The organism is Desulfuromonas carbonis (assembly GCF_054658035.1).
Map to the genome: position 1 here is coordinate 629,485 of NZ_BAAHXR010000002.1, position 14,250 is coordinate 643,734.

Annotated in this window: 12 protein-coding genes and 1 other annotated feature; all 12 genes read right to left on the reverse strand. The window is 62.3% G+C overall.

The features are described 5' to 3' along the window. Positions 1-80: 80 nt before the first annotated feature. Entirely contained in the window at positions 81-473 is a 393-nt protein-coding gene (gene rpsI, locus ACYQ8E_RS05255; RefSeq protein WP_066727513.1) for a 30S ribosomal protein S9, read from the reverse strand. 21 nt (positions 474-494) lie between these two features. Then, complete coding sequence (gene rplM, locus ACYQ8E_RS05260; protein WP_066727514.1) at positions 495-923, reverse strand: 50S ribosomal protein L13; 429 nt, start codon at positions 921-923, stop codon at positions 495-497. 59 nt (positions 924-982) lie between these two features. Continuing rightward, on the reverse strand, positions 983-1,792 hold the full coding sequence (gene truA / locus ACYQ8E_RS05265; protein WP_082820298.1) for a tRNA pseudouridine(38-40) synthase TruA: 810 nt from the start codon (positions 1,790-1,792) through the stop codon (positions 983-985). Further along, positions 1,789-2,580 (reverse strand): energy-coupling factor transporter transmembrane component T family protein, encoded by a 792-nt coding sequence (locus ACYQ8E_RS05270; protein WP_066727515.1) that lies wholly within the window; start codon positions 2,578-2,580, stop codon positions 1,789-1,791. Before ACYQ8E_RS05270 ends, truA begins: the two co-directional genes overlap by 4 nt. Before the next feature lie 104 nt (positions 2,581-2,684). Next, positions 2,685-3,782 carry an aspartate-semialdehyde dehydrogenase gene (asd, locus tag ACYQ8E_RS05275; protein ID WP_066727516.1) on the reverse strand — a complete coding sequence of 366 codons (1,098 nt, stop codon included), beginning with the start codon at positions 3,780-3,782 and terminating at the stop codon, positions 2,685-2,687. Positions 3,783-3,823: 41 nt separating this feature from the next. Continuing rightward, the gene (gene leuB / locus ACYQ8E_RS05280) at positions 3,824-4,918 is read right to left on the reverse strand and encodes a 3-isopropylmalate dehydrogenase (RefSeq protein WP_066727517.1); all 1,095 of its coding nucleotides are present in this window, start codon (positions 4,916-4,918) and stop codon (positions 3,824-3,826) included. Positions 4,919-5,127: 209 nt separating this feature from the next. Next, the gene (locus ACYQ8E_RS05285; RefSeq protein ID WP_066727518.1) at positions 5,128-8,259 is read right to left on the reverse strand and encodes an efflux RND transporter permease subunit; all 3,132 of its coding nucleotides are present in this window, start codon (positions 8,257-8,259) and stop codon (positions 5,128-5,130) included. Further along, positions 8,256-9,386 carry an efflux RND transporter periplasmic adaptor subunit gene (locus ACYQ8E_RS05290; RefSeq protein ID WP_082820300.1) on the reverse strand — a complete coding sequence of 377 codons (1,131 nt, stop codon included), beginning with the start codon at positions 9,384-9,386 and terminating at the stop codon, positions 8,256-8,258. The genes ACYQ8E_RS05285 and ACYQ8E_RS05290 overlap by 4 nt, the downstream gene beginning before the upstream one ends. 182 nt (positions 9,387-9,568) lie before the next feature. Then, complete coding sequence (locus ACYQ8E_RS05295; RefSeq protein ID WP_066727520.1) at positions 9,569-10,099, reverse strand: 3-isopropylmalate dehydratase small subunit; 531 nt, start codon at positions 10,097-10,099, stop codon at positions 9,569-9,571. A gap of 51 nt (positions 10,100-10,150) precedes the next feature. Further along, the gene (locus ACYQ8E_RS05300) at positions 10,151-11,431 is read right to left on the reverse strand and encodes a 3-isopropylmalate dehydratase large subunit (RefSeq protein WP_066727521.1); all 1,281 of its coding nucleotides are present in this window, start codon (positions 11,429-11,431) and stop codon (positions 10,151-10,153) included. A 64-nt stretch (positions 11,432-11,495) separates the two neighbouring features. Continuing rightward, positions 11,496-13,034, reverse strand: a complete 1,539-nt coding sequence (locus tag ACYQ8E_RS05305; protein ID WP_066727522.1) for a 2-isopropylmalate synthase — start codon at positions 13,032-13,034, stop codon at positions 11,496-11,498. A gap of 184 nt (positions 13,035-13,218) precedes the next feature. Beyond that, positions 13,219-13,438: a binding site (T-box leader), on the reverse strand. Between the two features lie 128 nt (positions 13,439-13,566). Then, a complete protein-coding gene (locus ACYQ8E_RS05310) occupies positions 13,567-14,211 on the reverse strand; it encodes a phosphatidylserine decarboxylase family protein (protein WP_066727523.1) in 645 nt (214 codons plus the stop codon). Positions 14,212-14,250 lie beyond the last annotated feature (39 nt).

The window sequence follows — 14,250 nt, forward strand, 5'->3', positions numbered from 1 at the left end:
GAAAACGAAAAGGGAAACCCTTGGGGCTTCCCTTTTCGATAACGTTGCTGCCAGGGAACCACCCGGCGCTGCGCTTCTGGTTAACGCTTGGAGAACTGGAAGCTCCGGCGTGCCGCGCGACGTCCGTATTTTTTCCGTTCCTTGACCCGGCTGTCGCGGGTGATGAAACCGGCCTTCTTGAGAACGCCGCGCAGGTCGGTATCGACCGCGAGCAGCGCCTTGGTGATGCCATGCTTGATGGCGCCGGCCTGCCCGGAGGGGCCACCGCCACAGACGTTGACCATAATGTCGAACTTGCCGGCATTGTTGGTCAGCTCGAGGGGCTGACGCACGACCATCTTCGAGGTCTCGCGACCGAAGTAATCGTCGATGCTGCGACGGTTGACGACGATGTTACCGGAGCCAGGCTTGATCCAGACCCGGGCCACGGAGGTTTTTCTCTTGCCGGTGGCGTAATATTTCTGTTCGGCCATCTTATTCTATCTCCTTGACCCTTAAAGGGAGAGTTCCTTGGGTTGCTGGGCGGCATGGGGATGATCGGCGCCGGCATAAACCTTCAGCTTGCGGAACATCTGGCGGCCCAGTTTATTCTTGGGCAACATCCCCTTCACCGCCTTCTTGATGACCTCCTCGGGCTTCTTGGCAAGGAGTTTCTCGGCGTTGATGGAGCGGATGCCACCGGGATAACCGGTGTGGTGGTAGTACATCTTGTCACCGAGCTTGTTGCCGGTGAAATTGACCTTTTCGGCATTGACGACAACGACGAAATCGCCGGTATCAACGCTCGGATGGTAGATCGCCTTGTGCTTGCCGCGCAGAACACGGGCAATCTCGGTAGCGGCGCGACCGAGAACCTTGCCATCGAGATCGATGACGAACCAGGCCCGTTGCACGTCGCTTTTGCTGATAACCTGCGTACTCATGGAAGTTCCTCTCTATAGTGAAATCTGTGATATGAACGGGGCTCACAGAAGTGGTGAAATTAGCTAAATGTTTGCCGGTTGTCAAGAAGTTTTTTCGCTGCAGCCGACGGCTCAGGGCCGGCGGGACAGCCCTGGTCGTACCAGACCTCCATCAGGCAGAGCCCCTGGGGCGGGGCGGTGAGACCCGCCTCGGGTCGGCAGCCGGCGGTGAGCAGCCGTTCGATGTCCCCTGCCGGCCGCCGGCCGCGGCCGATTTCGACCAGGGTACCGGTCATCACCCGCACCATGTTGCGCAGAAAACCACTGCCGCAGACATCGAAGAAAATCAATTCGTCGTGGCGCGCAACCCGGGTGGCAAATATCTCCCGTTCGGTCGTAACCGCGTCACAGCCGCTGGAGCGAAAGGCGGCAAAATCGTGCCGGCCGACAAAAGCAGCCGCCGCAGCAGCCATCGGGGGAAGATCGAGAGGCGCACGCAGATGCCAGCTGCTGCGGCGAACCAGGGGCGAGCGAATCGCGCCGTTGTAGATCTGGTAGCGGTACCATTTTCCCCGGGCATCGAAGCGGGGATGAAAACCGGGTGCCGCCTCCCAGGCCTCCCGGATCGCGATATCGCCGGGGAGGAGGCGATTGACCCCTTCGCGATAGGCGGTCAGCGGCAACGCCCGCGGGCTGGTAAAGCAGGCGATCATCCCCCGGGCGTGAACTCCGGCGTCGGTGCGCCCGGAGCTGACCAGGCGTACCGGTTCACCGAGCAGCCGCTCCAGCGCCGCCTCGACCGTTTCCTGCACCGAAACTCCGTTGCGCTGCCGTTGCCAGCCGACGTAGGCGCTGCCGTCGAACTCGAGGCGAAGACCGATGTTCGTCATGCCAGCCTCCCGTAGCAGAGAGCGGCGAGCAGCGTGATGAGACCGAAGAGGGCGACACTCCCTGCTCGACAGGGAGCAAGGGGTGACGCCAGTTCAAGCCCGGGGACAGGTTCCCCGGCGGCGAGCTGAGCGGCGAGGCGATCGGCGCGCTCGACCAGGCGCAGCAACAGCGGGGTCAGCATCCGGCAGACGAAGCGGCCACGGGCCAGATAGCCGGTTGGCGGGATGCCGCCCGCTTCAGCCACCAGCCCGGCATGGACGGCCAGGGCCTCGACCCGCATTAGCGGGATGAAGTGCAGGACCAGCAAAATCAGGTCGGCCGCCGCTGCCACCGGCAGCCGCAGGTATTCCAGGGGCCGCAGCAGCCAGGCGAGCGCGGCCGTCAGTTGCGCCGGCAGGGTTGTTGCGGCGAGCAGCGCGGCAAAGAGGAGCGCCAGCAGCAGGCGCCAGCAGGCGAAGAGGCCGTCTTGCAGACCCTCCATCGAGAGCCAGCTGAGCCCGAACAGGGTGTGCCCGGGAGCAAAGAGGAGATGGACCACGAGGGTAAAGAGGAGGAGCCAGCGCAGGGCCCAGGCCAGGCGTGCCAGCATTCGCGGCGGCAGTCCGGCCAGCATCCAGGCGCTGCCGGCCACCAGGCTCAAGCCGCCGAGCTGCCCCGGGCTTATAGCGGCAAAGGTTGCCGCCACCAGCAGTGGCACCGCCACCAGCTTGAGTCGTGGATCGAGGCGATGCAGCAGGGAATGGCCCGGCAGGTAGCTGCCGATGGGGAAGTCGGTCTCTGGGATCATGGCCGGCATTTTCGGCGGCAGACGGAATGAGGAGATGCGCCAGGGGCACCGGGGCGGCCTATCGCGCCGCCTCGGTGCCCCTGGCTGTCATACGGGATAACCGCTCAGCGTTCGAGCAGGATCCGGAGCATCCGCCGCAGCGGCTCGGCGGCGCCCCACAACAGCTGATCGCCGCAGGTGAAGGCCGAGAGGTAGTGCGGCCCCATCTTCATCTTGCGTACCCGGCCGACCGGCACGCTCAGGGTGCCGGAAACGGCGGTGGGGGTGAGCCCGGCCAGGGTAGCGGCCTTGGTATTGGGGATCAGCTTGACCCACTGGTTGTCGTTCTTGATCAGCTCCTCGATGTCGGCGATGGGCAGATCCTGTTTCAACTTGATGGTCAACGCCTGGCTGTGGCAACGCATGGCACCGACCCGCACGCAGATGCCGTCGACCGGGATCGGCGTCTTGCTGCCGAGGATCTTGTTGGTTTCGACCAGTCCTTTCCACTCTTCGCGGCTCTGGCCATCCTCGACCTCCCGATCGATCCAGGGGAGCACGCTGCCGGCAAGCGGAAAGCCGAACTCCTGCGTGGGCAGCAGGTCGCTGCGCAGCATGGCGGTCACTTCCCGGTCAATTTCGAGGATCGCGGAAGCCACATCCTGAAGCCGCTCGTGGACCGAGCCGTGGATGGCGCCCATCTGGCTGATCAACTCGCGCATGTTCGGAGCGCCGGCGCCGGAGGCGGCCTGGTAGGTCATCGAAGTGAGCCATTCGACCTGGCCGGCACGAAACAACCCGCCCAGCGCCATCAGCATCAGGCTGACGGTACAGTTGCCGCCGATAAAGTCTTTCTGGCCATTTTGCAGCGCCGCATCGATAACGCCGCGATTGACCGGATCGAGAATGATCACCGCGTCCTTTTCCATGCGCAGGGTGCTGGCGGCATCGATCCAGTACCCCTGCCAGCCGGCCTGGCGCAGCTGCGGATGGATCGCCTTGGTGTAGTCCCCCCCCTGGCAGGTAAGGATGACGTCGAGCTTTTTGAGCTCGGCGATATCTTCCGCCCGCTTCAGGGTCCCGGCGTTCATCGGGGCGGGCGCCCCGGCCTGGGAGGTGGAGAAGAAGACCGGCTCGATGCCGGCAAAATCGTTCTCCTGCTGCATGCGCTGCATCAGGACCGATCCGACCATTCCGCGCCATCCGACAAGTCCGACTTTCATCTGCTGCTTTCCTTTTCTGGTTAAATAACCCTTAAACCGGCTCAGCCCTGAAGGAGCGCGATGATCGCGTCCCCCATCTGCCGGGTAGTCAGTTTCTGTTCGCCAGCTTTTCCCTGAAAGATATCGCCGGTACGCAAGCCCTGGTCGAGGGCCGCCTCCACCGCCACATCAATGGCGTCGGCCGCCTCGACCAGGCCAAAGGAGTAACGCAGCATCATCGACGCCGAAAGAATCTGGGCGATCGGATTGGCGATCCCCTGCCCGGCAATGTCGGGGGCGCTGCCGCCCGAGGGCTCGTACATGCCGAAGGTCCCCTCGGCGAGCGAGGCGCTCGGGAGCATGCCGAGAGATCCGGTGAGCATCGCCGCCTCGTCGGAGAGGATGTCGCCGAACATGTTCTCGCAGAGGATGACGTCAAACTGCTTCGGCCACTTGACCAGCTGCATGGCGGCGTTGTCGACGTACATGTGGGAGAGGGCGACCTCCGGGTACTCTTTGCCGATCCGGGTCACGATCTCGCGCCAGAGGACCGAGGTCGAGAGGACGTTGGCCTTGTCGATGGAGCAGAGCTTGTTGCCCCGTTTCCGTGCGGCCTGGAAGCCGACATGGGCGATGCGTTCAATCTCGGGGACGCTGTAGCGCATGGTATCGACACCGATACGGGCGTTCCCCTCCCCTTCAATCCCCTTCGGCTGCGAGAAGTAGATACCGCCGGTCAACTCCCGTACCACCAGGACGTTGAAACCACCGGCGATCACTTCTTCCTTGAGGGAGGAGGCGCCGGTCAGGGAGGGAAAGATGATCGCCGGCCGCAGGTTGGCGTAGAGACCGAAGATCTTCCGTAGCGGCAGCAGGGCACCCCGCTCCGGCTGCTCGTCCGGGGGGAGGCTCTCCCACTTGGGACCGCCGACGCTGCCAAAGAGGATGGCGTCCGAATTCTTGCAGATATCGATGGTGGTCTGCGGCAGCGCCTTTCCTTCGACATCAATGGCGATACCGCCGACATTGGCCAGGGTCCGTTCAAAACGCACCGCATATTTCGCCTCGACCGCATCGAGGACCCGCAACGCTTCAGCCATTACTTCCGGGCCGATACCGTCACCGGACAGGACCGCCACCTTGAAAACCTTCGACATCTTGTTTCATCTCCTTTGCAATGTCATAGCAACCTGGCGGGCCACCCCTGTGGACCCGGCAAAGTCCCCTTTTTTCGAATGGTTGCCACTATAGGAAGGGGTCAATTCTTTGTCAAATGCTTTTTCTGCCAACCTCCCGATCCGGGTCCGATGTCAGCCAAACCTGGCACAGGCTGCGCGCCAATTGTGGCACACAATGACAATCGGGGTCAACCGGCCGTGCCATCGGAACCCGCTGTGGCTGCGGCAACCGGGGGCTTGCCAAACCAACCGCGCACCGCGCCCTGGAGACGGTCAAAGTAGTAATAGATAACCGGAGTAATGTAGAGGGTGAGCAGTTGCGAAACCAGCAGGCCACCGACCACCGCCAGGCCAAGGGGGCGGCGCGATTCGGCGCCAGCCCCGATGCCGATGGCAATTGGCAGGGTCCCCATCAATGCCGCCATGGTGGTCATCATGATCGGGCGGAAACGGACCAGGGCCCCCTGGTAGATCGCATCGAGGGGCGCCTTTCCTTCAGTGCGCTGGGCCTCGAGGGCGAAGTCGATCATCATGATCGCATTCTTCTTGACGATCCCGACCAGCAGGATGATGCCGACAAAGGCGTAAAGGTTAAGGTCCTTGCCGAAGGCGAGCAGGGTGACCAGGGCGCCGAAACCGGCGGCGGGCAGCCCGGAGAGGATCGTCAGCGGGTGGATGTAACTTTCGTAGAGAATCCCAAGGACGATATAGATCACCACGATCGCCAGCAGCAGCAACCATACCAGGCCCCTGGTCGAGGCCTGGTAAACCTGGGCCGCACCCTGGAACCCGGTGGAGATGGAGGCGGGCAGCGCGGTGGCCTCGGCCTCGATCGCCTTGACCGCATTGCCAAGCGGCACATCCGGGCGCAGATTGAAGGAAATCGTCACGGCGGTGATCTGCCCGAGGTGATTGACCGACAGGGGACCGAGACTGCGGGTCACGGTAACGAGGGAAGCCAGGGGGACCAGTTCGCCACTGTCGGAGCGGACATGGAGCAGGTCGAGGGAGGATGGGTCGGTCTGGAAGCGAGGCTCCAGTTCCATGATCACCCGGTACTGGTTGGTCGGCGAGAAGATCGTCGACACCTGGCGTTCGCCGTAGGCCGAATAGAGAGCATTTTCGATGCGCTCGGCCGTGATGCCGAGCGCCGCGGCCCGGTCGCGGTCGATAGCCAGGTTGACCTGGGGGTTATCGATCTCGAGATCGGAGTTGACATCCTGCAACAGCGGCAGATTGCGCAGTTTCTCCTCGAACCCGGCCGCCTGGCGATAGAGCTCGGCCGTATCGGGACTTTGCAGCACGAACTGGTACTGGGCCTTGGAGGAGGTCGATTCGAGGCGGATCGGCGGCGGGTTCTGCAGATAGATCCGGATGCCGGGAATCCCGGAGAGCTGCGGCCGCAGGCGCTGAATGATCTGGTCGGCGCTGGCCTGACGCTGGTCGCGATCCTTGAGCTTGATGAACATGAAACCGCTGTTCGACCCGACCCGCGAACCGGCAGCGCCGACCGAGGACATGAAGGCAGCGACATCGGGGTCGCGGATGATGATGTCAGCGAGCTGGGCCTGGTTGCGCTTCATCTCCTCAAAGGAAACCCCCTGCGGGCCCGAGGTCATGCCGCGGATGGCGCCGATATCGTCGGGCGGGAAGAGCCCGGTCGGCATCCGGGTAAAGAGCCAGACCACGCCCAGGGTCAGCGCCAGGGTCAGCACCAGCGTCGTCCGCCGGTACCCCAGCACCCACCCGAGACTCTTTTCGTAGAGGCGCAGCCAGCCGTCAAAAAAGCGCTCCATCCAGTTGTAGAGCCTGCCGTGAACCTTCTCCCCGGTCGGTTTTAGAAAACGGCTGGCGAGCATCGGTGTCAGCGTAAGGGAAACCAGCCCGGAGAGGAGGATCGCCACCGCAATGGTAACGGCAAATTCGTGCAGCACCCGGCCGAGCATGCCGCCCATGAAGAGGACCGGAATGAAGACGGCAACCAGGGAGATGGTCATCGAGATGATGGTAAAGCCGATCTCCCGCGCTCCGCTGAAGGCCGCGGCCATCGGCTTTTCGCCGGCCTCCATATGGCGGACGATATTCTCCAGCATGACGATAGCGTCATCGACGACGAAACCGACGGAAAGGGTCAGGGCGAGCAGGGTGATATTGTTGATCGAGAAGCCGAGCAGTTCCATGGCCGCGAAGGTACCGACGATGGAGAGCGGCAGCGCCAGGCTGGGGATAATCGTCGCCGAAAGATTGCGCAGGAAGAGGAAGATCACCAGGATGACCAGGGCAATGGTCAGCATCAGGGTGAACTTGACCTCGGCCACCGACTCCCGGATCGAACTGGAGCGGTCATAGAGGAGATTGAGCTCCACCGCGCCGGGGAGTTGCTGGCGCAAGCTCGGCAGCTGCTGGCGGATGCTGTTCACCACCTCGATGGTATTGGTGCCGGGCTGACGCTGGATGGCGAGCACCACGGCCCGGGCATTCCCCTCCTTGGTGCGAAACCAGGCGGCGACCTTGTTATTCTCGACGCTGTCGCTGACCTCGGCAATATCCTGCAACCGGACCGGAGCGCCGCCGCGGTAGGCGACAACCAGCTGGCGGAACTGTTCGGCATTGTAGAGCTGGCCGCCGACCTGAATGGTAAAGGACTGGGTCTGGCCCTGCAGGCCGCCGGTCGGCAAATTGACGTTCCAGCGTCCCAGTGCCGCTTCCACCTCGTCGAGACCGATGCCGCGCCGCTTCAGCTGCTCTGGATCGAGTCCGACCCGCACCGCATACTTCTGGGATCCGTAGACATTGACCTGGGCGACTCCGTTGACCATGGAGATGCGCGGTGCGATGACGGTATCGGCGAATTCGTTGACCTCCGAAAGGGGAAGGGTCGATGAGGTCATCGCCAGGTAGAGGATGGAGGAGTCGGCCGGGTTGACCTTGCGGATCGAAGGAGGACTCGGCATCTCCCGTGGCAGCTGGCGTGCGGCCTGGGATATGGCAGTTTGTACATCCTGAGCCGCCGCATCGATATCCCGTTCGAGGGTGAACTGCAGCGTGATAATGGTCGAGCCCTGGCCGTTGGTGGAGCTGAGGGATTCGACGCCGGCGATGGTGGAGAGTTGCCGTTCGAGGGGGGTCGCGACGGCGCTGGCCATCGTCTCGGGACTGGCACCGGGGAGACTGGCCCGCACCTGGATAGTGGGGAAATCGACATTCGGCAGATCATTGACCGGCAAATTGCGGTAGGCAAAGAGGCCGAAGATCATGATCGCCAGCATGATCAGGCTGGTCATGACCGGCCGGCGGATGAAGAGGGCGGAGAGGTTCATGGCTGCCCAGTCCGGGCCGATTCAGCTGCCGCTGTCTTCACCGTCACCCGGGCACCGGGAAAGAGCCGCAACTGGCCATCGGTGACGACGGTTGCTCCCGCTTCGAGGCCGCTGTCAATGACGGTCAGATCGTTCCAGGTGATCCCGGCGCTGACCGCACGCGAGGCGACCGTGGCGTCGGCCCCGACCACAAAGAGGTAACTTCCCTGTTGTCCGGTCTGCACAGCGGCGGTCGGCACCACCAGAGCGCCTTCGAGGGTCTGGAGCAGAACCCGAACCTGGACGAACTGCCCGGGCCAGAGCCGGCGGTCCGAATTGGCAAAGGTTGCCTTGAGCCGGATCGTGCCGGTGGCCGGATCGACACTGTTGTCGAGAAAGGTGACCACCCCCTCCCCGGCCGGCTCCGCGGCGCCGGGCAGCAAGGCACTCACCCGCAGCGGTTCGGTGGCGAGGTGGCGACGAACTTCGCCGAGGAGGCGTTCCGGAATATGGAAAGCGACCGTCACCGGTTGCAGCGCCCTGATCGTCACCAGGTCTGGAGCATCGTTGGCCCTGACCACCGTCCCCGGGTGGACCAGCAAGGCGCCGGTCAGACCGTCCTGGGGCGCGCGGATGGTCGCGTAACCGAGCTGGATCGTGGCATTATCGAGACTGGCCTGGCTCGACGCAACGGCCGCGGCCAGGGCGTCGGCCCGGGCCTGGGCGGTTTCGGCCTCGTTGCGACTGATAAAGCCGTCGACGAGCAGTTGCGCATAACGCTGCGCATCCCTGGCGGCATTAGCGGCTTCGACCCGGGCCTGGTTCAAATCGGCCTGCGCCCGGGCGACGGCCGCCTGCAACGGGGTCCGATCGAGGGTGAAGAGGGGAGTCCCTTTTTTTAACTCCTCCCCTTCCCGGAAGTGGACCGCCGTAATGACGCCCGCGACCTGGGAGCGGACCTGGACCGTCGCTGAAGCTTCGACCTGGCCGACTGCCTGCAATTCCACCGGCACCGCCTGCAGACGGGCCACAGCGACGGCGACCGGTAACGGCGGCGCGGTTTTCGCCGCAGGCGGCTCCCCGGAACAGGCGACCAGCAGCAGCATTGACAGTGCCAGCAGACTTCCAACCCGAACGATTCCTTGCATCTGCGGCTACTCCGCTCTTGCTGAATTGAATTTCCCGCCGGGCCCTGCTCTCCCCGGTCCCGCTCACCCTCCGTGCAAATTACGTCATTCTCTGGAGAGCGTCAATTTGATTTGCACCCGCCCGAATGACAAGGGGCCGGCGAAACTGGCCGGCCCCTTGTCATTCAGTTTTCCCAGTCTCCTCAATAGCGGGCATCGGCGAATTCGACCCAGCCACCCGCCTCGACCAGGGCCTTGTCGAAGGGAGAGATTTCGAACCGGAAAGCTTCGCTTTTGCCCCCTGCTCGGGCGGAAAGCTGCTGCCCGGCAAGGTCAACGGTGACTTCGACCGGACCGGCCGCCTGCAGGGCAAAGAGCCGGTCGATATCCGCCCTGGGAAGTTCAATCGCCAGCATGCCGCCATTGAACATATTCTGCCGGAAAATCCGGGCATAGCCCTCGGCGATGATGGTATGGATATCGTTGACTTCGAAGACCCAGGGCGCATGTTCCCGGGAGGAGCCGCAACCAAAGTTCTCCCGGGATACGATCACCCGGGCCTGCTTCAGGGTTTCCCCCCGGGGGTCGAAACCTTCGAGCTTGAGGTCCTCCAGGCAATAGGGCTTGAGGGCCTCTTTCGTCACCTCGGTCAGGTACTTGGCCGGGATGATTTCATCAGTGTTGATATCGGAACGGTCGAGAAGGAGCGCCGGGCCGCCAAAAACCTTTTTCATAGCGATGAATCCCTTTCAGACTGTGCGAAAATAGTGCGCCACGCTACCGCTTCAGAGCGAACGGGCATCGGTAATGACCCCGGTGAGGGCCGAGGCCGCTGCCGTGGTCGGGCTCATCAGGTGGACCATCCCGCCCTTGCCCATGCGGCCGTTGAAATTGCGGTTGCTGGTCGAGGCACAGACCTCCCCTTCGGCGAGGACACCGTTGCTCATCCCGAGGCAGGCGCCGCAGGTCGGATTGGTGACACAGAAGCCGGCCTCCATGAAGACCTGGATTATCCCCTCGGCGAGAGCCTCGTTGAAAATTTTGGGGGTCGCCGGCGAGACGATACCGCGCACGGTCTCGGCAATCTTCTTCCCCTTGAGCACCGCCGCGGCCTGGCGCAGGTCTTCGATCCGCCCGTTGGTACAGGTGCCGATATAGACCTGGTCGACGCGGGATCCGCTCAATTCGCCAACCGCCTTGACATGATCCGGTTTGTAGCCATAGGTAACCTGAGGCTCGAGCCCGGAGACATCGAAGGTCAACACTTTTTCGTAAACCGCATCGGCGTCTGAATGCCAGACCCGATAGTCCTCGACTGCCGCCGCCTTGTTCGGAAACTCGTCCTGAATGAAGGTCCAGAGGTAATCGACCGTGGTTGCATCGGGAAGACAGATGCCGCAGGTCCCACCCGCCTCGATCGCCATATTGCAAAGCGTCATTCGCGCATCCATGCTCATCGCTTCGACGATCGGCCCGCGGAATTCCAGGACCCGGTCCGTGGCGCCGTTAACGCCGAGTTGGCCGATGACGTGAAGGATCACATCCTTGGCATAGACACCTGCGGGCAGGGTACCGACGAGATCAACCCGGATCGAAGCGGGTTCCCGAAAGGCACATACCCCTTTAAGGATGCCGACCTCGAGGTCGGTGGTACCAACGCCGGCGGCAAATGCGCCGAAAGCACCATGGGTACAGGTATGGGAGTCACCCATGATGACGGTGTAACCTGGACGGATATAGCCCTTTTCCGGGAAGAGCGCGTGGCAGACCCCGTTGTGCCCGACATCGAAAAAGTCCTTGATGTCATGGCGCCGGGCCCAGTCGCGCAGCATCTTCGCCTGCAGGGCAGTTTTGCTGTCCTTGGACGGGGTGACATGGTCAATCACCGCCTTGATCTTGGTGTTGTCGAACACCCGATCCTTTCCCCGCCACTCGAGGTCGGCAATCGCAACCGGAGTGGTGATTTCGTGGCAAAGAACCCGGTCGAGGTCAAGCACCTTGGTCCCCGGGAAGGGTTCATCACGCAGGTGTGCATCGAAAATCTTTTCAGCAATGGTCTTGCCCATGTTCACTCCTTGATAGCTTCGGCTGTTCGCGTTTTGCCGCTGGCTGCCTGCTGGCAGCTCCTCTTCACAAATGGACCGGGTTCCGCTTCGGTGTCGAGGCGACCTTGTTAATGGCATTGATATAAGCCTTGGCCGAGGCAACGATGATGTCGGGATGCGCTCCCTGACCGATGATCTCGCGACCGCCCTCTTCCAGGCGGACGGTACATTCCCCCTGGGCATCGGTACCGCCGGTAATAGCGCCGACGGTAAAGGTGACGAGGCGGGCCGAACTCTTGGTCAGCTTGCGGATCGCCTTGAAGGTGGCGTCGACCGGTCCGTCCCCCATGGTGGCGGTCTTGCGCTTGCGGCCGTCGATTTCCATTTCGACGGTGGCCGTCGGCGCGGCGAAGGAGCCGGAGGAGACGTTCATCTGCAACAGCTTGAAGCGCTCGGGGACGCGGATGATCTCGTCGGCGACGATGGCGTCGAGGTCCTCGTCAAAAATCTCCTTTTTCTGGTCGGCGAGGGACTTGAAACGAACAAAAGCCTTTTCCGAGTCCTCCTTGGAGAGGGTGTAGCCGAGTTCCTTCAATCGCTCGATAAAGGCATGGCGTCCCGAATGCTTGCCGAGGACCAGTTTGTTGGTATTGAGACCGATCGACTCGGGGGTCATGATTTCGTAGGTCGATTTCTCCATCATCACACCATGCTGGTGAATGCCGGCCTCGTGGGCAAAGGCGTTGGCGCCGACGATCGCCTTGTTGGGCTGAACGACGATGCCGGTGATGGTGGAGAGGAGCTTGCTGGCGGCATAGATATGTTCCGTCGCCACATTGGTCTTGAAAGGCATGATGTCCTGGCGGGTGCGCAGGGCCATCACCACCTCCTCCAGCGAGCAGTTGCCGGCACGCTCGCCGATGCCGTTGATGGTGCATTCCACCTGCTCGGCACCCGCCTGGACTGCGGCCAGGGAGTTGGCGACCGCCAGGCCGAGGTCGTTATGACAATGGACCGAAATAATCGCTTTTTCGATATTCGGCACATTCTCCTTGAGGTAGCGGATGATATTGAAATATTCCGACGGGATGGTGTAGCCGACGGTGTCGGGAATATTGACGGTGATGGCGCCAGCATCGATCACCGCCTCGATCACCCGTGCCAGAAACGGCAGGCGGGTGCGTACGGCATCCTCGGCGGAGAATTCGACGTTCGGCGTGTAGCCGGCGGCGCGCTTGACGGCACGGACGGCGGTCTCGACGACCTGGTCCTCGCTCATCTTCAACTTGTACTTCATGTGAATGTCGCTGGTGGCGATGAAGGTATGGATCCGGCCCCGCTCACCGGCGTACTTGAGTGCTTCCCAGGCACGATCGATATCCATGTCGCCGGCCCGCGACAAGCCGGCGATCTGCGGGCCGCGGATGGTCTGGGCGACCCGTTTTACAGCCTCGAAGTCGCCGTCGGAGGCGATCGGAAAGCCGGCCTCGATGACATCGACATTGAGCTTTTCGAGCTGGTGGGCGATGCGCAGTTTCTCCTCGATGTTCATGCTGGCGCCGGGGGATTGCTCGCCATCGCGGAGGGTGGTATCGAAAATTCGGATTCTTTTGGGCTCGCTCATGCTTCGTCTCCTTGAATGGTTGCGGACCGCCTGGTCCGAAGTGACCGCAAAAACCTGGTTCCGGACGCATCGAACACGCGTCCTTCGGCTAGTTCACCTAGGTCAGCTTCCATACGGCCACCTCCTTTCCCTGCTGCCGGCGTCGGCAGGTCTTGCCGACGTCGCAAAAAAAGCTCCCGCCCTTTACAGGGGCGAGAGCTTGCGCTTCGCGGTACCACCCTGATTCAGTCCCGTCGGGACCCTTGATTGGCCGGTTACGCTGGCTGGCGGCGAAAGCTGAGCTGCCCTGGCAGGTTCACTTCCGCGGCTCCGAGGCGAGTTCAGCTTTTCCTGTACCGGCTTGCAGCGACCGCCGGCTCTCTGGGACAGGAGGGGAGCCTACTACTCCTCTTCATCGCCTTTCTGCATATGCCCAGTAAATAGACCAGAAGATCCAGGGGGTTGTCAAGCCTGTTCCGCGGTTTTGAAACGCCGGCATGACGTTTTTCCGGCGGGCCAGACTCGGTTTGATTCCCCCGAATCGATTTTTCGGTCAGCGCAGGAACCCGAGGATCGATTCCCCGGCAACGGTCGTCTCGCCATTGCGGACCGTGACTTCAGAGCCGGGGGGGAAATAGAGATCGACCCGGGAACCGAAGCGGATCAGGCCGTAACGGCAGCCGCGTTCGAGGGTATCGCCAACGTCCGGGTAGGTGACGATGCGCCGCGCGATCAGGCCGGCGATCTGGACACAGAGGAGCCGCAGTCCCTCGGGCGTTTCGATCAGCAGACCGGCCTGCTCGTTCTGCAGGCTCGCCTTGTCGAGGGAGGCATTGACGAAGGCGCCCTTGTTGTAAAACTTCTCGACCACCGTGCCGCTGACCGGGGCGCGGTTGACATGAACGTTGAAGACGTTCATGAAAATGCTGACCTTGGTCGCCTTCCCTTTGAAATAGCGATCCTCCATGACCTCGCCGACAAAGATCACCTTGCCGTCGGCGGGGGCGATCACGGCATCCGCTTCATCGGGCGTCACCCGCTCGGGATTACGGAAGAAGTAGACCGTGAAGAGGCTCAGCCCGAGGAAGAGCAGGGTCGGCAGCGACCAGCCCAAAAGAGCAAAAACCAGGGTGATAAAAGAAAAAAGGGCGATAAAAGGATATCCTTCGCTCGCCACCGGTTGGTTCTGATTACGCACCGTGATCGTCCCTTCTGCAATACGAGCGGGGGGCCGGGA